Source organism: Neobacillus kokaensis (assembly GCF_014656545.1).
In the GTDB taxonomy this organism is placed as follows: Bacteria; Bacillota; Bacilli; order Bacillales; family Cytobacillaceae; genus Neobacillus; species Neobacillus kokaensis.
On the sequence record NZ_BNDS01000001.1, the window covers coordinates 438,419 to 462,089 of the forward strand.

The 23,671-nt window shown below is 40.0% G+C and carries 24 protein-coding genes; 8 read left to right on the forward strand and 16 right to left on the reverse strand.

The genetic code is table 11. The features are described 5' to 3' along the window. Nucleotides 1-211 precede the first annotated feature (211 nt). A complete protein-coding gene (locus IE222_RS02130) occupies nt 212-1,477 on the reverse strand; it encodes a dicarboxylate/amino acid:cation symporter (RefSeq protein ID WP_191269210.1) in 1,266 nt (421 codons plus the stop codon). A gap of 232 nt (nt 1,478-1,709) precedes the next feature. On the opposite strand from IE222_RS02130, the gene IE222_RS02135 reads away from it, so the two are divergent. Together IE222_RS02135 and dcuS are read left to right on the forward strand one after the other, a co-directional pair. Further along, nucleotides 1,710-2,390 (forward strand): response regulator, encoded by a 681-nt coding sequence (locus tag IE222_RS02135; protein WP_223282547.1) that lies wholly within the window; start codon nt 1,710-1,712, stop codon nt 2,388-2,390. 33 nt (nt 2,391-2,423) lie between these two features. Further along, nucleotides 2,424-4,040 (forward strand): DcuS/MalK family sensor histidine kinase, encoded by a 1,617-nt coding sequence (gene dcuS / locus IE222_RS02140; RefSeq protein WP_223282548.1) that lies wholly within the window; start codon nt 2,424-2,426, stop codon nt 4,038-4,040. Here the strand turns inward: dcuS and IE222_RS02145 are convergent. Both IE222_RS02145 and IE222_RS02150 read right to left on the reverse strand, forming a co-directional pair. Beyond that, the gene (locus tag IE222_RS02145) at nt 4,022-4,750 is read right to left on the reverse strand and encodes a protein-glutamine gamma-glutamyltransferase (protein WP_191269213.1); all 729 of its coding nucleotides are present in this window, start codon (nt 4,748-4,750) and stop codon (nt 4,022-4,024) included. The two genes, dcuS and IE222_RS02145, sit on opposite strands and share 19 nt — an antisense overlap. 232 nt (nt 4,751-4,982) lie before the next feature. Further along, nucleotides 4,983-6,221 carry an MFS transporter gene (locus IE222_RS02150; protein WP_191269215.1) on the reverse strand — a complete coding sequence of 413 codons (1,239 nt, stop codon included), beginning with the start codon at nt 6,219-6,221 and terminating at the stop codon, nt 4,983-4,985. Nucleotides 6,222-6,399: 178 nt separating this feature from the next. On the opposite strand from IE222_RS02150, the gene IE222_RS02155 reads away from it, so the two are divergent. Next, nucleotides 6,400-7,200 (forward strand): hypothetical protein, encoded by an 801-nt coding sequence (locus tag IE222_RS02155; protein ID WP_191269217.1) that lies wholly within the window; start codon nt 6,400-6,402, stop codon nt 7,198-7,200. A 33-nt stretch (nt 7,201-7,233) separates the two neighbouring features. Here the strand turns inward: IE222_RS02155 and IE222_RS02160 are convergent, their stop codons facing one another. Beyond that, nucleotides 7,234-7,527: a hypothetical protein gene (locus IE222_RS02160; protein ID WP_191269219.1), complete on the reverse strand. Its 294-nt coding sequence runs from the start codon at nt 7,525-7,527 to the stop codon at nt 7,234-7,236. A gap of 174 nt (nt 7,528-7,701) precedes the next feature. Here IE222_RS02160 and IE222_RS02165 point away from each other — a divergent pair, with 174 nt between their 5' ends. The 3 genes from IE222_RS02165 (at nt 7,702) to IE222_RS02175 (ending at nt 10,577) form a co-directional block, all read left to right on the forward strand. Continuing rightward, entirely contained in the window at nt 7,702-8,070 is a 369-nt protein-coding gene (locus tag IE222_RS02165) for a hypothetical protein (RefSeq protein ID WP_191269221.1), read from the forward strand. Nucleotides 8,071-8,216: 146 nt separating this feature from the next. Continuing rightward, a complete protein-coding gene (locus IE222_RS02170; protein WP_191269223.1) occupies nt 8,217-9,590 on the forward strand; it encodes an MATE family efflux transporter in 1,374 nt (457 codons plus the stop codon). 48 nt (nt 9,591-9,638) lie between these two features. Then, nucleotides 9,639-10,577 (forward strand): TraB/GumN family protein, encoded by a 939-nt coding sequence (locus IE222_RS02175; protein WP_191269225.1) that lies wholly within the window; start codon nt 9,639-9,641, stop codon nt 10,575-10,577. 78 nt (nt 10,578-10,655) lie between these two features. On the opposite strand, the gene IE222_RS02180 is transcribed toward IE222_RS02175, so the two are convergent. Next, nucleotides 10,656-10,853: a hypothetical protein gene (locus IE222_RS02180; RefSeq protein WP_191269227.1), complete on the reverse strand. Its 198-nt coding sequence runs from the start codon at nt 10,851-10,853 to the stop codon at nt 10,656-10,658. 173 nt (nt 10,854-11,026) lie between these two features. Here IE222_RS02180 and IE222_RS02185 point away from each other — a divergent pair, with 173 nt between their 5' ends. Continuing rightward, entirely contained in the window at nt 11,027-11,551 is a 525-nt protein-coding gene (locus tag IE222_RS02185) for a cupin domain-containing protein (protein ID WP_223282549.1), read from the forward strand. Here the strand turns inward: IE222_RS02185 and IE222_RS26285 are convergent. The 7 genes from IE222_RS26285 to IE222_RS02215 all read right to left on the reverse strand — a co-directional run bounded on the left by IE222_RS26285 (nt 11,548) and on the right by IE222_RS02215 (nt 17,000). After that, nucleotides 11,548-12,093 (reverse strand): AbrB family transcriptional regulator, encoded by a 546-nt coding sequence (locus IE222_RS26285; RefSeq protein WP_223282550.1) that lies wholly within the window; start codon nt 12,091-12,093, stop codon nt 11,548-11,550. The two genes, IE222_RS02185 and IE222_RS26285, sit on opposite strands and share 4 nt — an antisense overlap. After that, nucleotides 12,054-12,635, reverse strand: coding sequence for an AbrB family transcriptional regulator (locus IE222_RS26290; RefSeq protein WP_223282551.1), 582 nt, complete (start codon nt 12,633-12,635; stop codon nt 12,054-12,056). The genes IE222_RS26285 and IE222_RS26290 overlap by 40 nt, the downstream gene beginning before the upstream one ends. Nucleotides 12,636-12,763: 128 nt before the next feature. Beyond that, complete coding sequence (locus tag IE222_RS02195; RefSeq protein ID WP_191269231.1) at nt 12,764-13,222, reverse strand: hypothetical protein; 459 nt, start codon at nt 13,220-13,222, stop codon at nt 12,764-12,766. Between the two features lie 27 nt (nt 13,223-13,249). Continuing rightward, nucleotides 13,250-13,603, reverse strand: coding sequence for an alpha-helical endospore appendage domain-containing protein (locus tag IE222_RS02200; protein WP_191269233.1), 354 nt, complete (start codon nt 13,601-13,603; stop codon nt 13,250-13,252). Nucleotides 13,604-13,687: 84 nt separating this feature from the next. Then, complete coding sequence (locus IE222_RS02205) at nt 13,688-14,698, reverse strand: NAD-dependent epimerase (RefSeq protein ID WP_191269235.1); 1,011 nt, start codon at nt 14,696-14,698, stop codon at nt 13,688-13,690. Then, a complete protein-coding gene (locus IE222_RS02210) occupies nt 14,695-15,939 on the reverse strand; it encodes a hypothetical protein (protein WP_223282552.1) in 1,245 nt (414 codons plus the stop codon). The genes IE222_RS02205 and IE222_RS02210 overlap by 4 nt, the downstream gene beginning before the upstream one ends. Beyond that, nucleotides 15,936-17,000 carry a glycosyltransferase gene (locus IE222_RS02215; RefSeq protein WP_191269237.1) on the reverse strand — a complete coding sequence of 355 codons (1,065 nt, stop codon included), beginning with the start codon at nt 16,998-17,000 and terminating at the stop codon, nt 15,936-15,938. The genes IE222_RS02210 and IE222_RS02215 overlap by 4 nt, the downstream gene beginning before the upstream one ends. Before the next feature lie 248 nt (nt 17,001-17,248). Between IE222_RS02215 and IE222_RS02220 the strand changes: the two genes are divergently transcribed. Continuing rightward, on the forward strand, nt 17,249-19,231 hold the full coding sequence (locus IE222_RS02220; protein ID WP_191269239.1) for an acetoacetate--CoA ligase: 1,983 nt from the start codon (nt 17,249-17,251) through the stop codon (nt 19,229-19,231). A 116-nt stretch (nt 19,232-19,347) separates the two neighbouring features. Here IE222_RS02220 and IE222_RS02225 read toward each other — a convergent pair whose 3' ends face one another. The 4 genes from IE222_RS02225 to IE222_RS02240 form a co-directional block, all read right to left on the reverse strand. Beyond that, nucleotides 19,348-19,500 (reverse strand): hypothetical protein, encoded by a 153-nt coding sequence (locus IE222_RS02225; RefSeq protein WP_191269241.1) that lies wholly within the window; start codon nt 19,498-19,500, stop codon nt 19,348-19,350. Next, entirely contained in the window at nt 19,501-20,952 is a 1,452-nt protein-coding gene (locus IE222_RS02230; RefSeq protein ID WP_191269242.1) for a carbon starvation CstA family protein, read from the reverse strand. It abuts the gene before it with no gap. Between the two features lie 174 nt (nt 20,953-21,126). Beyond that, nucleotides 21,127-21,861 (reverse strand): LytR/AlgR family response regulator transcription factor, encoded by a 735-nt coding sequence (locus IE222_RS02235; protein WP_191269244.1) that lies wholly within the window; start codon nt 21,859-21,861, stop codon nt 21,127-21,129. After that, the gene (locus IE222_RS02240) at nt 21,798-23,600 is read right to left on the reverse strand and encodes a sensor histidine kinase (protein WP_191269246.1); all 1,803 of its coding nucleotides are present in this window, start codon (nt 23,598-23,600) and stop codon (nt 21,798-21,800) included. The genes IE222_RS02235 and IE222_RS02240 overlap by 64 nt, the downstream gene beginning before the upstream one ends. Nucleotides 23,601-23,671: the final 71 nt, after the last annotated feature.

The following is a 23,671-nucleotide window of genomic DNA, read 5'->3' on the forward strand; positions in this document are numbered from 1 at the left end:
CCTTATATGGATGTAATTTTTACAGAAAATGTCTAAATAGCCAAAACATCATGAAAAATAGCCAAAACAGTTGAAAAAAAAGCCAAAACAGTTGAAAAAGTAGCCAAAACAGTTGAAAAAGTAGCCAAAACCCTTTGAAAAACAGCTAACACTTTTTTGAGCCAAAAAACCAGAGATTTGATCCGAAGATCGCATCTCTGGTTTTTATTTATTACGCACTTATCGACATGTCTTTTTTCTTTGTTTTAACTTCCGAAGTTGGATGGAATTCATTTTCCATTTTAGAGACAACCACTGTTGCTACACCGTTACCGATTAAGTTGGTAATCGCGCGTGCTTCAGACATAAAGCGGTCAACACCCAGCAATAAAGCTATTCCTTCAACAGGAATAACCGGGAAGGCTGAAAGGGTAGCGGCAAGGGTAATGAAACCAGAACCTGTTACACCAGCTGCACCTTTAGAAGTCAACATTAATATCCCTAACAAGGTAATTTGATGCCAGATTGTAATGTCTACATTATAAGCTTGTGCAATAAAGAGGGCTGCCATGGAAAGGTAAATAGCAGTACCGTCCAAGTTAAAGGAATACCCCGTTGGAACCACAAGTCCGACCACAGACTTAGAGCAGCCATATTTCTCCAGCCGCTCCATCATTCTAGGTAAAGCTGATTCGGAGGAAGAAGTACCGAGTACTAACAATATTTCTTCTTTTATATAAACAATAAATTTTAAGATGTTAAAGCCATACAATTTGGCTACTGCACCAAGTATAATCACGATGAATAAGAACATTGTTAAATAGACACTGCCCATTAATTTTCCTAGAGACACGAGCGAACCGAGACCAAAGTTACCGATTGTATAGGCCATTGCACCGGAAGCTGCGACTGGTGAAAACTTCATGACGATGTTAACAATCTTGAAAAAGACCTCTGTCAATTGTTCAAATAAGTGAACTAGCGGCTTTCCTTTTTCCCCGAAGGAAGCAAGCGCTATTCCGAAAAGTACCGAGAAGAAAAGAATCGGAAGGAGCTCGCCCTTTGCCATTGCCCCAACGAAATTATCGGGAATGATTCCTAAAATAAACTCAATCGCCCCGTGGCTCGTTTCTGCGGCTTGTGAAGTATATTGTGAAATATCCCCGCCCTTGACGTGTGAAGTATTAAAACCAGAACCTGGTTTAATAATATTTACGACAATTAAACCAATTGCGAGGGCAAAGGTAGTTATGATTTCAAAATAAAGTAGTGCCTTACCGCCAATACGACCAACCTTTTTTAAATCGCCCATGCTTCCAATTCCAATTACAATCGTGAAAAAGACAATTGGTGCGATGACCATTTTAATTAATTTTATAAAAATGTCCGCTAAAAACTTTAATTCTGCCCCAAATTTCGGAAATAGAAATCCGATGATAATACCAAGAATAATCCCGCAGATTACTTGGACAGTCAGATTTTTAAAATTAATCTTCATAATTCCAACCCCTTTGTTTAATTTGACAACGTTTTCATTCCCCTGACTCAATGATAATAAAAATTCAGAAAATGATGTTATTTTGGTCATATTGTTCTTATTGTTCCTTTTGTTATAGTACAAGGAAGTGGGGTTTGATCGAAGTGGTAATACAGGTTTGTAAAAATAGTTGTGTGAATGTGCCGCTTTTTATAAAATAAAATATGATTATCAATACTGTGGAGGTAAATACGTGTTTCCGATAAGAGTAATTTTAGTAGAGGACGATCCAATGGTCAGGGAAGTTCACCGGCAATTTATCGAGAAAATTGATGGGTTTTCCATCATCGGAACAGCCTCCAATGGAGTGGAAGGGATAAAATTGGTTCACGAATTGCGGCCGGATCTTGCGATTATTGATTTATACATGCCGCATTTAGGCGGGGTGGACATGCTAAGAGGCATTCGCTCAAAGGCATTATCTGTTGATGTAATTGCTATTACAGCTGCAGATGATGTTGACACAATTCATCAGGTTCTGCAGCAAGGGGCTATTGATTACATCATGAAACCATTTACCTTTGAACGAATTAAAAAATCGTTAGAAAACTATAAAGAATATCGAATTAAATTATCTGAAAAAGAGTCAATCTTGCAGACTGAGTTAGATGAAATTATTTTTAAAAATACAAAAAATGAGTCTAATGAAGGAAATTTACCAAAAGGCCTAAATTTCAATACACTTACAAAGGTAGCCATGTTTATTTCTCAGCAGAATAATCCGGTATCTGCTGAAGAAGTGGCAGAAAGCATTGGTATTGCACGGATTACGGCACGCAGATACCTGGATTATTTAGAAAAGGAAGGAAGAGTAAAGCTTCACATCCAGTATGGCGGGGTGGGCAGACCTGTTAATCGGTACGCAATGTATTAAGGTTTATTCCTTCATAAATCAGGAGGAATGATTGTGGGGCAGAGAGGTTTTAAAGGCAATAGATTTACTTTAAAAACAACGATTATTTTACTCGTATTGACAGTGGTTTTATTAGCGTTACTTGTAACGGATTTGTTAATTTCCAACTGGATTTCGGAGCGAATTGAGAGCAGTCAGGCTGAAAAAGCAACCGATATTGCCCGGATTGTGGCACGGTCGCCGGTTGTCATTAATGGGCTCAGTCGTCATGATAGTGAAGATGATATTCAAACCTTCACGAACGAAATCAAACGTGTGACTAAAGTGAACTTTGTTGTCGTGATGGATATGAAGGGAATACGAAAGTCGCATCCAAATAAGCGTGAGATCGGAAAGCATTTTGTCGGCGGGGACGAAGGACCGGTATTAAACGGGAAAGAGCATATTTCGATTGCAAAAGGAACCTTAGGGATATCTTTACGTGCTTTCACACCAATTTATGATAGGCAGCACAAGCAAATAGGGGCTGTGGCTGTTGGAATCTCGCTTGAACAAGTTAATAAGACAAGTGGGCAAGCACGGACATTTATTTATATCGGAGTTGGTGCGGGATTAGTGGTTGGAATTCTCGGCGCGCTTTTTCTAGCGAGAAAGGTTAAACAAATTTTATTTGGGTTGGAGCCAATAGAAATTGCTAAATTGTTAGAAGAACGAAGTGCCATGCTGCAATCGACGAAGGAAGGGATTTTGGCAGTCGATCAGAGTGGGATAATTACCTTGGTGAATACGGAAGGGACTAGACTTTTCCATGAGGCGGGTTATTATGAGTCTCCAATAGGCTCAAAAATTAAAGATTACATGCCTTATTTTCAGCTTAATGCCGTTTTAGATAATGGAGTATCATTATTAGACCAAGAGCATGACCTAAATGGAATTACCCTTATTACAAACTCAGTTCCTGTTGAAGTAAATGAAAGCATAGTCGGTGCTATTACTACTTTCCGAGAAAAAACGGAAATCAAATTGCTGGCTGAACAGTTAACCGGTGTAAAGCAATATGCTGAAGCACTGCGAACTCAGGCACATGAATTTAGAAATAAATTACACGCCATTTCGGGATTAGTTCAAATGAAAGACTATCAGGCCGTTTCATCCTATATTGAAAAGGTCGCTGATCAGCAGCAAAATGAAGTAGAATTTGTTGTCAGCTGCTTTAAGGATCCTGTGCTAGCCGGGTTTATTTTAGGCAAACTCAGCTATGCAAGAGAAAATGGCTGCGACTTTTTGATTGAGGGTGAAGGCAGCATTCCTAAACCAGAGGAGACGGAAACCATACATGAAGTCATTACGATACTTGGGAATTTAATTGATAATGCCTTGGATGCAGTCCAGGGACGACCAGTGAAAAAGGTCATTTTACGATTTGATTATTATGATGAGGTCCTTGTGATGGAAGTGCATGATACTGGCGGTGGAATTGCGGAGGAGCATATGGAGCAAATTTTTTTGAAAGGCATTTCGACGAAAGGTCCTAATCGGGGTCATGGATTATATTTAGTGAAGCAAAGTCTTGGAAAAATGAATGGAATGATGGAAGTGCATTCAAAAGCAGAAAGCGGGACGACCTTTATTGTGACCATCCCATATAAGAGTTATAAGAAGGCTTTATAATCAGGTCTAGTAATCATATTCATGAGATAAGCTGAAATCTTTGGATATGGCTTTCTTTTTTTATTAAGGAAGTCAATGATAGTACGTGAATTGCGAATGCCAACGCCGTGGCCATAATATTGATCGTCTCCAAAATACACTACATTCTCAGCGCGCCAGTGCGGCTGCTTCGGGTCAAAGTCAGGGTTATTAAAGTGGAGTACATCGCCAGGCAGATAGTCATCCCCATTTTTTTGATGAATGGGAAGATCATCATCAAATTGCCAATCCATCAGGTAAAGTCTGGTGAACAGAAAATCAAATCTTGAGCTTCCAATCGAATAAAGTGTGGCTATATAGAGAACGATGGCTATGGCGGTAGAGCATTCAAAGGCATAGAGCTTTCCGTTTTTCAGGATATCAAGAATCGCAGTGGAAGGGCTGACGTTGTTTTTGAGCAGGAACCCTCCATTGCTGAGCCGGTCCCAGTATTTTTTATTTGGAAAGGCATAGCTAAATGTTGTAAACTTTGCCCCGCTGCTATTTAATTCACGCGCAGCCTTCATTATATTGGAACGAAAGAAGAGCTCAAATTTTAATTCCTGGATGGTTTGATATTGATAAACTTGCTGATAGGAGCCCATTTGCTTAATGATTGCATTGTTTTCAGCACTGGTAAACTCATTAGACAGATCCTCCGGCTTGACAATCTGATAGTTAATTCTAATCATAAGCTGTTAAACCTCCAGATTGCATAATTCGGTGCTCTATACAAAGTATGATGCAGCAAGGGGTTTTATTTGTATATAATTGGGGGATTTAACTAGATTACTTAAAAAGGAGTTCAAGAGGACAGATGCCATCCAAAAAGAGGGTCTGAAGAGTCCTCAAGGAAAAAGATCAGCAAAAAAAGAAGTAGATTTTTCTCCATCAGCCTACTGTCCACCCCACGTGGACAAATTGCTACATTTGTCCACGGGTGGTGCCTGACACCGATGATACAGAGGATGATGTTTTTGATTTCAAATACATCACGAAGAAGACTACAGCGCTCATGAATCGGAGGAGGCTGTTGATGTGCATGGATAGGTGAACTCCTGTTGTTTCGAGCAGCCAGATTCCGATTTGTGGTGCGATGAATGCGACAAAGGAGAGCAGGACGTTGTAAGTGGTGATGCAGTAGGTTCTGGTTTCCTTTGGCGATTTCTCCAATAATAGATTGAATAGTAATAGTGTTGTACCAGATACAAAAAAGCCGGATGTCATTTGGACAAAGGTTAAATAATATAGATTGGTTGATAAAACAGTCATCGATGGTGCTGTTGCCATACCAACGGCGACCCAGACGAACACTAAAGTGTTTGATTTCCGCTCGGCCCATTTTTTCCACAATGGAAAGGTAAAAATCTGTACCAACTGGTTCCCGACGGAGAAAATACTAATCCAGAGAATGGTCACATGGGCATATTTGACGTTATAAATATTGAATATACCCCACGCCATTTGCCAGGTAAAATTAAAGCATAAAGCAGCAATCAGAAACAATTTGTACCCTTGATTCTTAAAAATCGACCAGTCCATGTAGGAATTTTGTTTGGAAGCGCCCGTTTTGGGCTGGACCGTTTCTTTATGTTTAAACAAGAAAAACATTTCCATTAGACCAAAAATAAATGCCAGTAAAAATAATATTTGATAGGCAGCAGGGTTGTACGATTGTTTTTTCATGACTATCCCAATAATCAGCATCGTCACCATTCCAACGACGGTTAATAAGCGATTGCGGTCACTAAAGAATGTCCCTCTTCGCTCTTCACTGATCATCCCGCTGATCAAGGTCTGCCAGCCAATATTTGAAATTGTTCCAGGAACGTTCATTAAGGCAATAATCAATAGAAACACCCATGCTTGATAGGCGGGAGGTAGAAAAGCAACTCCAATTAAAAGCAAAAACATTGCTCTAGCCCCAAACACGTTCAGAGCAACGATTTTCTTTTGCTGCTCCAGCCGGTTTAGCAAAATCGCTGCCGGAATCGTCACAATGAGGGCAACAAGCGGCGGGAGGGAGCTGATTAAGCCAACCTGATAGTTGGTGGCACCCAATATTGTAATGGCAAAGATGGGAAAATAGTTGCTTGCTAAATTTAAAGCAATAGTTGACACCATTCCGTGATATATACTAATTTTTTCGTTATAAGTCCGCATGCATGTTTTCCACCATTTTCTTATGATATACAAAGCTATTATACTCGGAAAAACTAAAATTGCACGAAAAATTTTTGCCAAAATCTGAAATATAAAAAATGAATGTTCGGATTCTTTTATCCTCAATTATGGAACTGTTATAATAGGTTCAAACTACATACGGAAGGGTGTGCGAAAAATGACGACTGAAGCACCTCAATCGGAGCAAATCCAGTACCTGCCGCCAAAAGGTGAATACGAAACCTTTCGCGATGAGGAGCACATGAAAGAGAAGCTAAAGGAGTGGGGATTATCCACGGCTAAGAAGGAATTTTGGTACAAGGATCGTAATTTCCAGCAGCCAGTTTCTATTAAAGGGTACGAAATATATGGAAATACTGCTGAGTTTAACACGTTAATCATCGAATTTCCGGATGGGAAGTTGACCAGTATTCATCCTGCGTTTTTGAAAGAGATGCAGCAATCGAGCTTTGGTAAAGAAAGCTTAATAACTGCTTTAGAGGATAAGGAGATTAAAGAAATGGCATCCGATAAAGACAGCAGCTCAGCAAATGAGGCTGAACCAGAAGTGGAAACGGCCATCAAAAAAGCTGAATCAAAGACTTCCAAACCATCTGAACCAAAACCTAAAAAAGCAAAAGCAGCAAAACTTGAACTTCCTGCTGAAAAGGTCCATTTTACGGCAAATGTAAAACAATTCGCCTTTACCTATAATCCTTTTAATGAGGAAAATGACGAGGTAGTCGTTCTTGAAAACGTTCAAATCCAGCAGGAAAATCCACTCGATCTAGGACTTGCCTGGTGCAGCCACAGCAAAACGCTGAAAAAATTTGAACTGGCTCCAGGAGAGCTGCTTGAATTTGATGGAAAAGTTGTAGCAAAGAAATTGGCCAAAGGAAAAGATGTAGAAGAGGAATTTATTGTAGAAGCTCCTGTCTTGTATAAAATTAACAACCCATCTAAACTTATGAAAAAATAAAAGGGACTCCTTTGCGGGGTCCCCATTTTCATTCTAATGAGGAAAATATATCTCCAATCGGTCTGTACCATTCTTGAAAATATAATAATTTTGAAAGTCATTGTTAATCACCGCCGATGTATATTCCATAAGAGGAATTTCAACGATAATGCCATTTTTTTTGAAGAATATTAGTTTCCTGATATCAACTTGAATCGATTCAAAATGAAAGCAATCTCGTTTCCATAAAAAATCGTCATCTTGATAATAATTCAAAACGACTTGTCTGTTTCGATATTCTTCAAAAATCGTTAAGTCATTGAACTGCTTTTCCATAAGAATAATCACCTATCCCCTCCTGAATCTATTTTAAAACTTATTGGCGGTGATGTGGTGATAGCAATCACAGTTTTCAAATTAATGCTAGGAACGAAATATGGCTTCGTATTTGGGCAATTACCTATTCCTTTTTTCATATAGACACATACACTATTGTGCAACCATATGAGGAGGAGATGCAGAATGGATAGACAATTTATGGGAATGCCTGGCGGTTTTCCTGGGATGGGTATGAATGTTGGAACAGGTGCTGGAATGCCAGGAATGGGCGCAAATGTTGGTGCAGGCGCTGGTGTTGGTACTCCGGGTATGGACTCTTACCATCATGGACATGGCGGCTATTATCCAGGAATGGGCTACCACCATGGACACGGCGGCTATTATCCGGGGATGGGCTACCACCATGGACATGGCGGCTATTATCCGGGGATGGGGTATCACCATGGACACGGCGGCTATTATCCAGGAATGGGCTACCACCATGGACACGGCGGCTATTATCCGGGACATGGCTACCATCATGGGCACGGAACCTATGGTCAAGGACATTAAAACTAGGGGAAAATTAATAAGAAATTTAATCAACCAAGACAGGATTATTCCTGTCTTTTTGTGTTTTGCCAATTTAGATGCGGAAAAATGCTAAAATTTAGCTTATAATGATATTTTGATACATATTTTCCAAGGAGCAGTCAATCATGAATCAAACTTTTTCTTTAAAAGGAAAAACAAAGCAGATCTTTGTGCTGTTAATTCCGATTTTAATCACCCAGCTTGGCATGTTTTCGATGGTGTTTTTTAATACGATCATGTCAGGGAAATATAATTCTGCTGATCTTGCCGGAGTAGCGATTGGATCATCGATTTGGAATCCGGTTTTTACAGGGCTTAGCGGCATCTTGCTTGCAGTCTCACCTATTGCCGCACAGTATTTTGGGGAAAAAAGAAGTAATGAAGTTGCTTCAGTAGTGAAGCAAGGGGTATATTTGTCTTTTATTATAACCATCATAATTATCTTTTTTGGATTCTTTCTTTTAGAGCCACTTTTAGCTACGATGGATTTGCCTGCAAGAGTTCAGAGGACTGCCCGTGACTATTTAATAGGACTCAGTTTTGGTATATTACCCTTATTTTTATTTAATGTATTAAGGTCATTTATCTACGCTTTAGGGAGAACTAGGGTAGTGATGGTAATTATGATTTCCTCGCTTCCGGTTAATTTCTTTTTGAACTATGTGTTGATTTTCGGGAAATGGGGATTTCCTGAGCTAGGCGGCGCTGGTGCGGGGTATGCGACCTCGATTACGTATTGGGCAATTTTAGCTTTTACTGTCTATATTGTTAAAGCGGAAGAGCCGTTTGCTGCCTATCGAGTGTTTACCGATATGAGGGAATTCTCGTGGGGAAAGTGCAAGGAAATTTTAAAAATCGGGATACCGATGGGTCTCTCAACCTTTTTCGAAACAAGCATGTTTGCAGTTGTCACCATTTTAATAAGTAAGTTCAGTGTAACGACAGTGGCAGCATACCAGTCAGCTTTAAATATCGTTTCGTTTTTGTACATGATTCCGATTAGTATTTCAATGGCTTTGACAGTTTTAGTAGGTTATGAAGTCGGGGCGAAACGCTATAAAGATGCCAGGGATTACAGCTGGCTTGGGATTGTCTTGGCGGTAGTAATTGCGGTCGTAACCGGTTTGTTCGTGGTCGGATTCCGTTATCAGGTGGCAGGGTTTTATTCCAATGAAACGGCGGTCATCAATTTAACAGCGTATTTCTTAATCTTTGCCCTGTTTTTCCAAATTTCGGATGCAATCCAGGCAACTGCCCAGGCGGCTTTAAGAGGCTACAAGGATGTTAATCTCGCCTTTATAATGACATTGTTCGCCTATTGGGCCATTTGTCTTCCTATTGGCTATGCCCTTGCCCATTACACACAACTAGGCGCAAGAGGCTACTGGATCGGCCTAACGGTCGGCCTCCTCGCAGCAGGAATCGCTTTATCCATCAGACTCCTTTATATCCAAAAGCGAAAATTCGTTATGGACGAAATCGAGGAAGTTGGTGCCTGACCCCACAAAAAGGCAAACCGTCCATTTTGTACGCCTGAGGTGGATAGTTTGGGTGATATTGGTAAACGAAAGGGTGTGTCTTTAAACTTGAAAGGTTTTGTGTTGTTAGTTGTTTCACTTCTTGCAGGGTTTTCTTTAGTTGGCTGCTCTACCGTTAATCATGCGAAAGAAAAGCCACAGCTCAATGTGAAATGGCCGTTTTATAAAATCAGCAAAGGTGACCACTATATGTATTTACTCGGAACGATACACATTGGGAAAGAGGAAATGTATCCTTTCCCAAAGCAAATCAAAGAGGCTCTGAAGGATTCACAATATTTGGTCACGGAAACGGATGGTGAAGGGATTGACAGGGGAGACTATCAGCAATCAATCGATGAAAAGGTATTTCTCCTAGGTAATGGTAAAACTCTCAATCATTATCTATCAAAGGAATCCCAAGACTACCTACAGGAAAGAGCCAAGGAATATGGTGTAAAGTATGAATCCCTTCAGGACTATAAGCTCTGGTATGTAATCAATCAGTTCTTAAATGCAGAAACAGCTGGCTTAAGTGTTGATTATGGGGTTGATCATAAAATATCTGAACTGGCCACTAATTATCATGTAAATTATAAATTTTTAGAGTCCCCAAAAGAGCATTTTGACCTCATTCAAAAGGCATATCCGGAAACAGAGGCAGATCAATTAATAAAACAAATTCCGCCATTAACAGAAGCGAAAGAGGGGCTCAATCATTTATTTAAGGATTACATAGAAGGAGAAATTAAACTTGACGATGAAATCCCTGTGAATGACGTGGAAAAATGGCAAAATAAAATTCTGGTTGAAGAGAGAAATAAACGGTGGATTAAAAAGCTTGAGTCTTATATAGATAGCGGGGATATTTATTTTGCTGCTGTTGGAGCAGGACATTTAGAAGGACAAGAAGGCTTGCTTGCCAATTTTGAAAGCAACGGTTACTTAGTGGAAAGGGTCATAAAATAAACTAACGTTTTTGACTAATCAAATCGAGCGCTTCAAAAACTAAGACGCCGCTCCTTAAAGGGATGGCGTCTCCAATTTCTAAAATATTTTTTTCGGTTTGAATAGTTTCAATAATGGGTGCTGATTTTTGTCTGTAATGTTTAGTTCGTGCATGACTAATTTTTCCTGGTTATCTGCAATCCATTTTTTTAATTCGTGCTTATCTTTGCATTGTGTATAATATGTTTCCCCACCCTTACCAAGAGCATTGACAACATACCTACAAGTGTTCCCCATAGTGCCCACCTTTATAAGTGTAATATATTCATATATTGCATTATATCAGGGATTTTAAAATAGTCCATCGTTATTTTTTCTCAAAATTAGTCAAAAATTTTAAAAGGGCTCCTTTTAACGGATATAATAGTAAATGAATTGAAGTGACAATACGAATGAAAGGGTTTTTTATATTGAAAATAAGTGAATTAGAATATTGGACGACCAAGCTGGGGCTGACTCCCCATCCGGAAGGCGGTTATTACAAAAGGACTTTTGAATCAGGGGAAAAAGTTTCTTCTAAGGAGCTAAGTGTTAATTACGCAGGCCAGCGTAAGCTATATACGAGTATATATTTTTTGTTAACCTCAAAGGATATTTCCCATTTCCACCGGTTAAAATCGGATGAATTATGGTATTACCATGGCGGATGTTCATTGACTGTTCATGTTATTCATGAAAATGGAGAGTATGAAGAAATCGAATTAGGGATGGATTTGGAAAAGGGTGAGGTGCCTCAAGCACTAGTTCCAAAAAACTCTATTTTTGGATCTTCCGTCAAAGAAGAAGGGACATGCTCCTTGGTAGGCTGCATGGTTTCACCAGGTTTCGACTTCCAGGACTTTGAATTATTTACCCAGGACGAGCTGTTGGAAAAATATCCGCAGCATCGGGAGATTATTCTGAAAATGGCGTATAAGGAAATACCGAAGTTCTAGTCGGTATTTCCCTTTCGTTTCAAGAATAGCAACCTCAACAGCGGCGGTACAGCGAAATAAATAAAGAATAAGCGGAATAATTGATACCCGGTGACCACAGATAAATCAGCATTCACCTCGTGTGCGAGTATCGCCATTTGATCCATTCCTCCGGGTGCCACGCCTAAAAAGCTGGTGGCGGCGGAGATGTGATAATAATAAACAAGCAGCAGACTTAAGCCCCATGATCCTAAAATCATCACGATTCCACTAATTAAAGCAAGAGAGATCACCCGTGCTTTATGGTTTAATTTCTCCGGTTTCAATAGCAGACCTATGTAGCCTCCAATCATAAATTGCGAAAGATCCAGTAATGGAGCGGATAGGGCAGGACCGTGTAAACCGGTAATATTGCAAATCGCTGTTGCCAAAATGGGTCCCAACAAATGCGGTGTTGGAAATTTAAGTTTTTTTGCAAGTAAAGCACTTAGTATACAAATAACAGCAAGCAAAAGCAGGATTCCTAAATTCCCATGCAAGGAACTCTCAACGCTGAGCAACATATCGTCTTGTGGCACCTGCTGTATCGAATTTTAAAAAAAGGTCCTAAAATAAGAAATGGAACAAAGAAGATAATCATCATCAATCTTGCTACTTGTAAAAATGTAACCGTGGTGAGATCGATACCTTTCATTTCTTCTGCAAAAATAATCAATTGTGTCAGTCCTCCGGGGATGCTCCCTGTGAGCACGGTCGGATAATCTACACCTGACAGTTTCGAAACGACAAAAGCAATCCCAGCGCAAAAGCAAACCAACAAAACGGTTACCAGCAGCATGGACGGCAATTTTCCGATAACGACAAAGAGTGCTTCCTTTGTAAACGAAAGACCGACAGAATATCCCACAATAATCAAGCCGGCATTACGAATCCAGCTTGGCCAATTGTATTGAAATCGTCCAAATCGAGCACCGATAAAAACCGCCGTCATCGGACCGAGAAGCCATGGAATGGGGGTATTTAAGGCCGAGAAAATTAGACCTCCAAAAAAGGCATAAATAATTGTCACGAAAAAACCTAATAAATTGCTATTTAAATTGATCAATAATAACCCTTCTGACTTAGCTGACTTTATTTTATTTTACCACGTTAAAACTGCTTATAAAAAATAAACCCTTCTAATTTAAAAAAGCGCCTTAAGCGCTTCTAAATCCGTCCGAATATCTATTCTACCTACACCGAAAGCCAAACGGTTTTTGGGTCGTTTTTCTGTCTACACTGAAAAAATGATTCAATAACCTTCTTTTTTTGGGCATCTAGTTGAAATATCGCCTCAATCGTGTCCTCTATGACAGAATCGTTTGGACAAAGCTGGTGCAGCACCCTGTTTAATTGAACGATTTTTGTTTTTCGATTAAGGGTGTCAGCCTCATAAACCGTATCTTTCCCATCAATTGGAAAATATTCGAGAAGATAAATGAATTTTCGTAGCAGCAGCCGCTCTATTTCTAAAATGGCCTGGAGCTGGGGAATCACACCGTTTTTAATGGAGTCAGCAAAAGCGGAAACATCGGCAGTTTCGCTTTTTTGAATGCTAATCGCATAAACCATCTCATAAATAGCATTTATATATTGATTAACGGCAGTATTTAAACAGCAGAGGGGGGTTATCATTTTATTTGAAAAATCCATGAGCTGTTTCCCCCTTTCAAACAACGATTACATTTCCAGTGGACCTTCACAGGGTGGAGAAGGGTGACTAGGAGGAGGACTAGGAAGAGAACTTTCAGACCTTTTGGAAAAATAATCCGATACACTCTGGAATTTTCGCAGCAATAACCATTCCTTTATAACTAATGTTTCGATAAACCGTGCAGCCTCTTTGTTAAATTGAAAAATTTCCACGTTGCTGGGATTGGTCGGGAAATCCAGTTCTTTCCCAACAAACGCCTGCATTTTTTTTGCTTCTGCATTTAGAAGATGTGAAATTGCAATCTCTTCCATTGCAATGGAATTCATAAAATCAACCATTACATCATGGGAGTCAGGACGTTGAGGTTCCTCAGGGGTCATGGGATTAACCTCCTTATCATTAAAATTCCGTAATTATTTTATGACATGTCACCAGCAACCGTGACGAATCAGATTTTTTAATCTCTAAAAGTTAGACTTAATCATCCATTGTTTGTACCATTCAACAAAACGGTATAACCCTTCTTCAATGGTGGTCGATGGAAGGAAGCCAGTATCTGTTTGTAAATCGCTGATATCAGCATATGTTACCCTCATATCTCCTGGCTGCATTGGACAAGATTCGATGATGGCTTTTTTACCAATTAGATTCTCTAATATTTGAATAAAATCATGTAATTTCACTGGTTTATGGTTACCAATATTATAAATTTTGTAAGGGGCAGTAATTGAATTATGGGCTTCCTTCGATATTTGTCTTGCCTCCGGGGGACGGTCAAGCAATTGAATAATTCCCTCGACAATATCATCAATATACGTAAAATCTCTTTCCATGTTTCCATAGTTAAACATTTTAATCGGCTTGCCTTCAAAAATATTTTTTGTAAAGGTGTAATAGGCCATATCCGGTCGTCCCCATGGACCGTAAACCGTAAAGAAACGGAGTCCTGTTGTTGGCAGCTGATACAAATGGCTGTAGCTGTGGGCCATCAGCTCATTGGCTTTTTTCGTAGCAGCATAAATATTGATGGGATGATCGACAGAATCCTGTGTCGAGTAGGGAAGACGTTGATTTGCTCCGTAAACCGAACTTGAGGAGGCATAAATCAAATGCTTTGTCCCGTTATGTCTGCAAGCTTCCAGCACATTCATAAAACCAACGAGGTTTGATTGAACGTATGAATGGGGATCTCTTAAACTATAGCGGACACCAGCCTGAGCGGCTAAATTGACGACCAACTCAGTATGATTTTTAGTAAATAATTCATTTAATTTTTCCCGTTCCGTTAGGTCTATTAGGTAAAATGTAAAATTAGGCTGTTCTTCAAGAATTTTCAGCCGTTCTTTTTTAAGATGGACATCGTAGTAATTATTAAGATTGTCAACACCTATCACATGAAAACCAAGTGATAGCAGCCTTTTAGACAGATGGAAACCAATAAACCCAGCGGCCCCTGTCACTAAAATTTGCCTCACTTTAACATCATTCCTTCTTCATCATGAGTGATTGGAGATTTAGTCCATTCTTTATAGGTTTTAATATCAAGTACCTTTACTTGTTCAAGAAATGTCTCTAAAAAGCCTCTGATATGAAGGTCCTTGAATAATTCTAAAGGTCGCTCCTGATTACGGATGAATGAGTAAACATGGTCGACTAATTTAAATCCATTTTTTGTTACAATGATATGTCTTAAAGGAGCATCAATTTGCTTAAAACCAAACTTTTTCATCTGAGTTAATATTTCAAGTAATTGTTTCGTAACGTCCTCGGATAAATTTGCTTGTTTTTTTAAAAACGAATTTAAATCAGGTCCTGCTAAAAACTCCATAACAACGAAATTATCCCCAGTTTCAAAAACTTTTGGGATAAAGGATAATTTTTTCGCTGATAAAAGAACTTCTTGTTCCTGCTTGGCATGATTTGTTTTTCCATAAATTTTGACACAGCGATTTTCAGAAACACGAAACACTGCACCCTGATGTCCTTTTCCAATCAGTAGGTGTGCATTGGCGTGATCTACTTTTACAGCTTCACCTGAACCTCCTGAAGAAACAGCAAGGTTTTGATAGTCGACCTTTTTTATGTTTAAAAATTTCCCCCATTCTCGAAACATAGTTGGTTCTAGTTTCTTAACCTGTGATAAAAAGGAGTCCTTTAATAGAATGATATTTAAATCCCTCAATAATTTTAAGGGAATGGGATGGTTTCGTTTAAAGGCATTCACATGATCAATTACTTTCAATTCTTCATTTTCCAGCACAAAAATATGTCTTAGCGGAGCATCCACCATTGTAAATTTTGCCTTTTTTAATTCTTTCAAAATCGCTAACAGCCTCTTTACGATTGATTCAGGTATATGAGTGGAATTTTTTAGGTATTCTTTTAATGTCGGTGCGTTAAAATACTCCATCACGACAAAATTTTCACCATAATCATATAACCTTGGAAAGAAGGATAAAAGCTGACCAGCTTTAAGAGCTTCTGCTTCCATAGTGGCTTGTTCGGGGTTTGCATATATTTTGACACATTTGTCCTCTGATAGTTGAAATACTGCCCCTTGTGAACCAGATCCAACAAGGGGATAGTGAGTCGGGTTATGAATCTCTAAAGTTTTCTCACCTTTTATTACCTTTATCGCCTTGAAATCCTTTACCATAGTCTTGTTAATCTGATTCTTTTTCTCCTTTTTCTTCTTAATACCATGAAATTTTCTCATGCTGACCCTCCTAACAGCTCATCATAGTAAGCAGCTTGCATCTTCAGCTGTTTCTCTAAGTCAAAGAATTGCTCTACCTTTTGACGGGCTGCAACAGTATAGTCTTCCCATTTTTTCCGGTTTGACAGCATGAACTCAAGTGCTTCTGCAAGTTCATCTACATCATTTTCTTGAACTAAAATCCCTTCTTGTTCATGGGTAACTATTTCTGGAATACCAGCATGGTTGGTCGTGATAACAGGAATCCCGGTTGCCATCGCTTCTTTTACTGTGTTTGGTATCCCTTCTACATCACCATTGGATGCAACGATGCTTGCGGCACAGAATAAATCGGCATTTGCCATATGTTCACGTACTTTTTCCTTCGTAAGGTGAGGGAGGAGCCGGAATGAATCTCCTAATTGCAACTGCGCAGCTAATGAATTCATGTAACCTTCTAATTCACCCCTGCCGATGATGGTAAGGGTAGCTTTGGGGAATTTCCCTTTAATTTTATGAAAGGCCTTCATCAGGACATGATGACCCTTTTTTTCTATTAATCTACCGACTGATAAAATATTTTGAGTATCTGTTTGATTAGGAGCCCTGTAATGGTATTGATTCAGATCGACTCCGCCATACAACACCCTGATTTTATCGTTAGGACAGCCCCATATATTGATCCGATCGGCTAAATACTGACAAACAGGAAAAAATACATCTCCTTGTTGAAAAAGCAGTTTCATTCCCTCTAAGAAACCAACTGGCTGATTTGCCATCGTTGCATCGCGGCCGCGTATACTAGTGGCCAGCGGCAGTTTGGTTTTTTCCTTAAACGGGAGCAGCATTACGCCTAATTGACCGTGATGCGCATGTAAAAGAGAGATATTGTTTTTCTTCACAAATTTCCTTGGTGAAAAAATTTCACTTAGATAATAGACCTTGTCGTTTAAAAGGGAGAGATCCACCATATATTTTGGCTGTCGTACTAGATGGATATAATCGTATCCCGGCACTTCACGAATTTGGGGTATATACTGAGTGGGGTCCACTCTTAAATTTAAATGCATGACAGTGTCCAAAAAAAATCCTCCAATCTTTGCTGTTTATAGAATTCCTTATCCGTTCTTATAAAATATGTCTTTTTGTTCCTCTAGGGCATGGACAAAACGGCAGGAAAATTTGAAGAATTCCCCGAAAAGGGCGCCCCGCAACAAATATTGAAAAATTTTAACCTGTAAAGAAGGAAAATCAGATTCCCAACTCGTATATGGTAAGTATTAGATTTTTCGAAAAATAATGAAAACAGTTCAGGGATGGGGGACTAAAGATGACAGTTGATAAAGCGGAAGGCAAGCTGATGTGGGAGCCTTCCCAGGAATTGCAAGCTGAATCTAATATGAAAAAATTTATGATGTGGCTTGAGGAAACAAGGGGGCTGCATTTTAAAACCTATGATGAACTGTGGCAATGGTCTGTCACTAGTATTGAAGGGTTCTGGTCAGCGCTATGGCATTTCTATGAAGTGCAAGCAAAAACTCCTTATGACGAGGTATTAACTAATAAACGAATGCCGGGTGCGAAGTGGTTCACCGGTGCAAAATTAAATTACGCGGAGCACATTTTTCGAAATGATGCAGCTGATAAAGCTGCAATTATTTATGAAACAGAATTACGTCCGCAAGCGGAACTTAGTTGGCCTGAATTGAAGAAGAACACAGCAGCAATTGCGGCCTATTTAAAATCATTAGGTGTTGGGCCGGGGGATAGGGTTGCAGCTTATGTTTCGAATATTCATGAAACGATTTCGGCCTTTTTGGCCTGTGCCAGTATTGGTGCGGTCTGGTCAAGCTGTGCACCGGAGTTTGGGATCATGAGCGTGATTGACCGGTTTAAACAGATTGAACCAAAGGTGTTAATTGCTGTCGATGGTTATCGATACGGGGGAAAGGACTTTGATCGCCTGGAAATGGTTAAGAAAATCCAGGAAGAACTGCCGACATTGGAAAAAACGATTATGATTCCTTACTTACATACGAGTCCAAATGTAAGCGGTTTATCTGAAGCAGTGTTATTGGATGAGGTGATTACCGAAAATCGTGATGCGGTCCTTCGTTTTGAGGCTGTTCCATTTGACCATCCTCTCTGGATTTTGTACTCATCTGGCACGACGGGTAAGCCGAAAGCCATTGTCCAAAGCCAGGGAGGTATACTACTGGAGCATTTAAAAATGGGCGGTCTGCAAAATGATTTAAAAGCTGAAGATCGATTTTTCTGGTACACGACGACAGGATGGATGATGTGGAATGTGGTTGTAAGCGGGCTGTTGGTAGGCTCTACTATTCTATTATACGATGGAAATCCTGGCTATCCAAACTTCAATACGTTATGGAAGTTTGCGGAATCAACAAAAATGACCGTATTCGGAACAAGTGCGAGCTTTCTCACCGGTTGCATGAAAACAGGAGTAAAACCGAAGGAACAATTTGACCTGTCCTCATTAAAGAGCATTGGTTCCACTGGCTCTCCGCTTCCTGTCAGCGGTTTTGAATGGGTTTATGAAGAGGTCAAGGAAGATGTCTGGCTGTTTTCCACTAGCGGCGGCACAGATCTTTGTACCGCATTTGTAGGTGGCTCTCCGCTAGTGCCTGTGCACTCTGGTGAATTGCAGGCCCGTTCCCTCGGTGCTGCAGTAAGGGCATTTAACGATCAAGGAGAAGAATTGATCGATGAGATTGGAGAACTGGTGATAACTGAGCCGATGCCGTCGATGCCAATTTACTTTTGGAATGACGAGAACGGTGAAAGATATCGGGACAGTTATTTTGATGTATTTCCTGACGTTTGGCGCCATGGGGATTTTATCAAAATTACTTCACGCGGCAGTGCGGTGATTTACGGCCGCTCCGATGCAACAATTAACCGCGGCGGCATCCGGATGGGGACGAGTGAGATCTATAGTGCTTTAGAAAGCATCCCCGAAGTAGTTGATAGTTTAGTTGTGGATATTCCACTATCCAGTGAACAATCGTATATGCCGCTATTTGTCGTGTTAAAAGACGGGGCTGAGCTTACTGAAGATGTGAAAGTACGGATTAACCTGGTCATTCGTCAAAATTGCTCACCAAGGCACGTACCAAATGGAATTTTTCCAGTAAAAGAGCTGCCGAAAACACTAAATGGTAAGAAGCTCGAAGTACCAATCAAGAAAATCTTAATGGGAACACCTGTGGAAAAAGCGGTAAACCTAGACTCATTAGCTAACCCGGGTTCATTGGAATTTTTCTTAGAGTTTAAAAAGAAAATGGGATAAGGAATAGCCGCCAATTTTTAATGTTGGCGGCCTTTTTTTATTTATTTGCAGTTTTGAATGATATATAAGCAATTTTATAGTGGATTATTAAAAATATAAAAAGCGCACACCCAGAGTCACAGTTGAAACGACAAAATTGCAAGGGCCCCAACTGTTATATTGACGATTATGATTTTAGCCAAAAGTGGGATGGAATCCTTTTCCTTCTGGTTAATCTTTGCTTCCTGTTCATTGACAACCTTCCGATATTCCGGACTGCAGCAGCCCACTTACGCCACCTGATTCCAATCGGAAATGTCCACTTCAAGAGGAAGGTTATTAGCGCGGGCCTTTGCAGCTGCACGGAAGAATAGTGCAATTAATACTGCTGCACCGATGAACCCGCCGATCCAGGCAATATTCATTGGAAGGCCGAAACCAATTTGTGCATTTAAGATGTAAGTAATAACCATTACCAGCATGAATGAACCCGGAACAAGGGAAATCCAGTAATTCTTTCTGGCAATGTATAAATACATCGCACCTACGAACAGGGCAATAACGGCAGTCGCTTGGTTCGCCCAGCTAAAGTAACGCCATAAAATGTTAAAGTCAATCTGCGTTAACACAACAGAGATTGCAAATAATGGCATCGCAATCCATAGACGGCTGGAAAATTTCTTTTGTGCGATATTTAAGTATTCTGCAATAATCATACGAGCACTACGGAATGCCGTATCACCGGAAGTGATTGGAAGGACAACAACCCCAAGTACAGCAAGAGTTCCGCCGATTGCACCCATCATTCTTGTTGAAACTTCACTTACAATCGCACCAGGTCCGCCGGCAGCTAGCAATTCATTTAATCCTTTATAACCATCGAATAAACTCATTGCTGCAGCAGCCCAAATCATCGCAATGATTCCTTCTGCAATCATCATGCCGTAGAAAATTTTACGACCTTGTTTTTCCTTTTGGGTCGTACGTGAAATAATTGGTGTTTGTGTTGCATGGAATCCTGAAAGCGCACCACATGTAATCGTAAAGAATAGCAGTGGGAAAATCGGTGCATTAGCAGGGTGGAAATTCTGGAAGGATAATTCCGGAATTGGAGCACCTGTTGCAACTAAACCGATTCCAACTCCAACAGCACTGATGACCAGTAACGCACCAAAATAAGGATATAAGCGCCCGATGATCTTATCAACTGGCAGTAAAGTCGCTAAAATGTAATAAAGGAAAATAGCTGCGATAATAATGCCAATAGCAATTTTACCGTCCATTAAAACATTAAGCAGGGCAGCTGGTGTTGAAACGAACACGGTACCAACTAATAAAAGTAATAGTACAGCAAAGGCGTTAACAACGTGCTTCATCACTTTTCCTAAAAACTTGCTTGCAAGTTCTGGTAAGTGAGCACCTTTGTTGCGGATGGAAATCATTCCTGTTAAATAATCATGTACCGCACCGGCAAAAATACAGCCGACAACAATCCAGATAAATGCAACTGGTCCATAAAGTGCACCCATAATTGGACCGAAAACAGGGCCGGTTCCGGCAATGTTTAATAATTGTATTAATGAATTCTTTGGAGTGCTCATTGGCACATAGTCAACACCATCATTATTTACATAGGCAGGTGTTGCCCGCTCTTCTTTTACCCCGAAAACTTTTTCAATAAACTTTCCATATGTGAAATAACCAATGACTAACAGGGCTATGCCCGCTAAAAATGTATACAAATTCTCTTCCCCCTTTATAAAAAAATGAATGCGGTTACATAGAATAGTATAAAAAAGAAAGGGGGAATGAGGGGAGATTTGAGATTGAAAGGTAGAAAATTAAGATTATGATGTTTTATAATCGGTATAAAATGCAAAAAATTACGAAAAAGTTCACAATTCTTAGGAAAAAAGTCATATTTCTAATTTAGCCCTTAGTGCTTTGACATAATTTCTGCTGACAGACAGCATTTCCTTTCTTCCTTCTATTTGTAATTGATAGGCTCCGTTAAACCAAGGGGAAAGCCGGGTGACATGTTCCAAGTTTACAAGAAAGCTTTTATGAATCCGGAAAAATCCAAAGCCAATGAGCCGGCTTTCTAAATCCTTCAAAGGGGTTTTTGTTTCAAACTCGCCATTTTTTGTTATTAATTTTGTTAGTTTATCATCTCTGACAATATAGAGGAGATCCTTTGGCTCGAGATAATAGATCTCCCCATCTGACTCAACGGCAAGCTTTCCGGTCGTTTTGCCAAGATCGGTTTCCTTATGTGTATTAAGCTTTCTTTCAATCCGTTCAACCGTTTCCTGCAATTGCTCTTCATCATACGGCTTCAGCAAATAGTCGACTGCATCATAGCGAAAGGCTTCAGCGGCAAATTGCGGGTAGGCTGTCGCAAACACGACTAATGGGGCTTTTTTCAGCTCCATTAACGCTTTGGCAGCCATCATTCCGTTTATCTTTGGCATTTCGACATCAAGAAAGACGACATCAGGCTGAAGCTGTATGGCGTTTATCACCGCAGCTTCTCCCGATTCTGCTTCGCCGACTATTTGAATAGAAGGATAAGCCTCTAACAAATGCTTTAATTCATCCCGGCTGTATGGTTCATCATCGACAATGAGTGTTCGGATGGTGGTTGGTTCCATTGTTGCATCACCTCTACAAATGGTATGGAAAAAGTAATGTCCGTCCCTTTTTCTAGTTCACTTTTAATTTTTAGAGCGGCTTGATCCCCGAACATTGCGGTCAGCCTGCGGTTTACATTATAAAGAGCTAGTCCGCTGCCTGTTTCTGATGAAATAGGCGTTTTGCATATTTGCTCAGACCGTTCTTTTGTCATTCCATGCCCATTATCTTTCACTTTTACATAGGTAGCCTGATTTTGTGTGAAAATTGTTATTTTGATCAAACAATTGCTTTCTTTATTTTTCATGCCATGTTTAATCGCATTTTCGACAATCGGCTGCAGGGTAAGGGGAGGTATACCTTGTAATAAGGCATTATCCTCAATTTCATAGACAATCGTTAATTTATCTATGAATCTAGCTTCTTCAATTGCTAAATAGGCTTTCACCTGCTTTAGTTCCTGCTCAAGCGTTGTTAAATTTTGGGTTGTGACCGATAAATTTTGCCTTAAAAAATGCGAAAGATAGACAAGCAATTTCCGTGCTTTCGTTGGATTTACCCTAATTAATGAAAGAATCGTATTCAGCGTATTAAACAGAAAATGGGGGCTTATTTGGGCTTGAAGCGCCTTGATTTCTGCTTCCTTCGCCAGTTGATGGGCTTTATCGGAATCGGCCAATTCCAGCTGGTTGCTTAGAAGGGCACTGAGCCCTGTAATCAATTCGATTATGACTGGAGTGATTTCTTTTTCAGACCGGAAGTAAAATTTCAATGTTCCGATGGTTTTTCCCCGCTGTTGTAATGGCGCTATGACCGCAGCCCCCAGTTTGCATCCTTTAATACAACAATTGATTAACTCATGGTCTGCTGTGATGATTTCCCCTTTTTGAATAACATCTAAGGTGATTTGAGTTTGGATGGGACTATTCGGGCGGTGATGTTCATCACCAACACCAACATGTGCCAAAATTTCCGATGAGTTGGTCATGGATACTGCGCTTGTATTAATTTCTTTATGAATAATTTGGCAAACAGCTTCAGCCGATTGTGTATTCAGTCCGTTTCTTAGGTGGGCAAGTGTTTTTTTCATAATTAGGAGAGTCTTTTGTGCCTGAATTGCGCCCGCTTTTTCCTCTTCATTTATGACACTTTTGATAATTAACAGGAATAGTGCACATCCGAGTCCATTCGCGATAATCATTGGCAGACCAATGATTTCAACTAATGTCCAAGCCTTTTCAAATGGACGGGAGAGCAGTAAAATAATCAGCATTTGCATTGATTCTGCAAATGCACCGATGAAAAAGGCGGAGCTTAATTTCACATGCTTATTTTTTCGGTAAAATAGCCCAGCGAGAATCCCCGAAATAATGGTGGCCGTGCCGCAAGAAAGAGCGGTAAAGCCGCCTAATGTAAACCGGTGAATACCGGCAAGAAGTCCCGCGCCGATTCCTACCCTGTAACCGCCCAAAAGGCCAGCTAAGACAACGCCGATAACACGGGAATTAGCAATTGCCTCATCACCGGTAAGGCCTGAGGTCCATTTATTAAATTGCAGACTGTTGGTACTTAAGGTCAGCCCGGAATAGGTACCGATGATGCCGAAAAAACCAAAGAATAATATGGCTAAAATTTGCTGTTTTCGATTTAATTGATCTTGGTAAATCATGCTGCGAAAAAATGGAAACCTTGTTAACACAAATGCAATTGTCACGAGAATACCAAGCCGTTCAACCATCGTAACCAATAATTCAAGCATGCCGGGGTCCCCCTTCTTTCTATGTAAGCATTTTCTCTACTATTATACTAGCATTTTTTTGAATAGTCGTA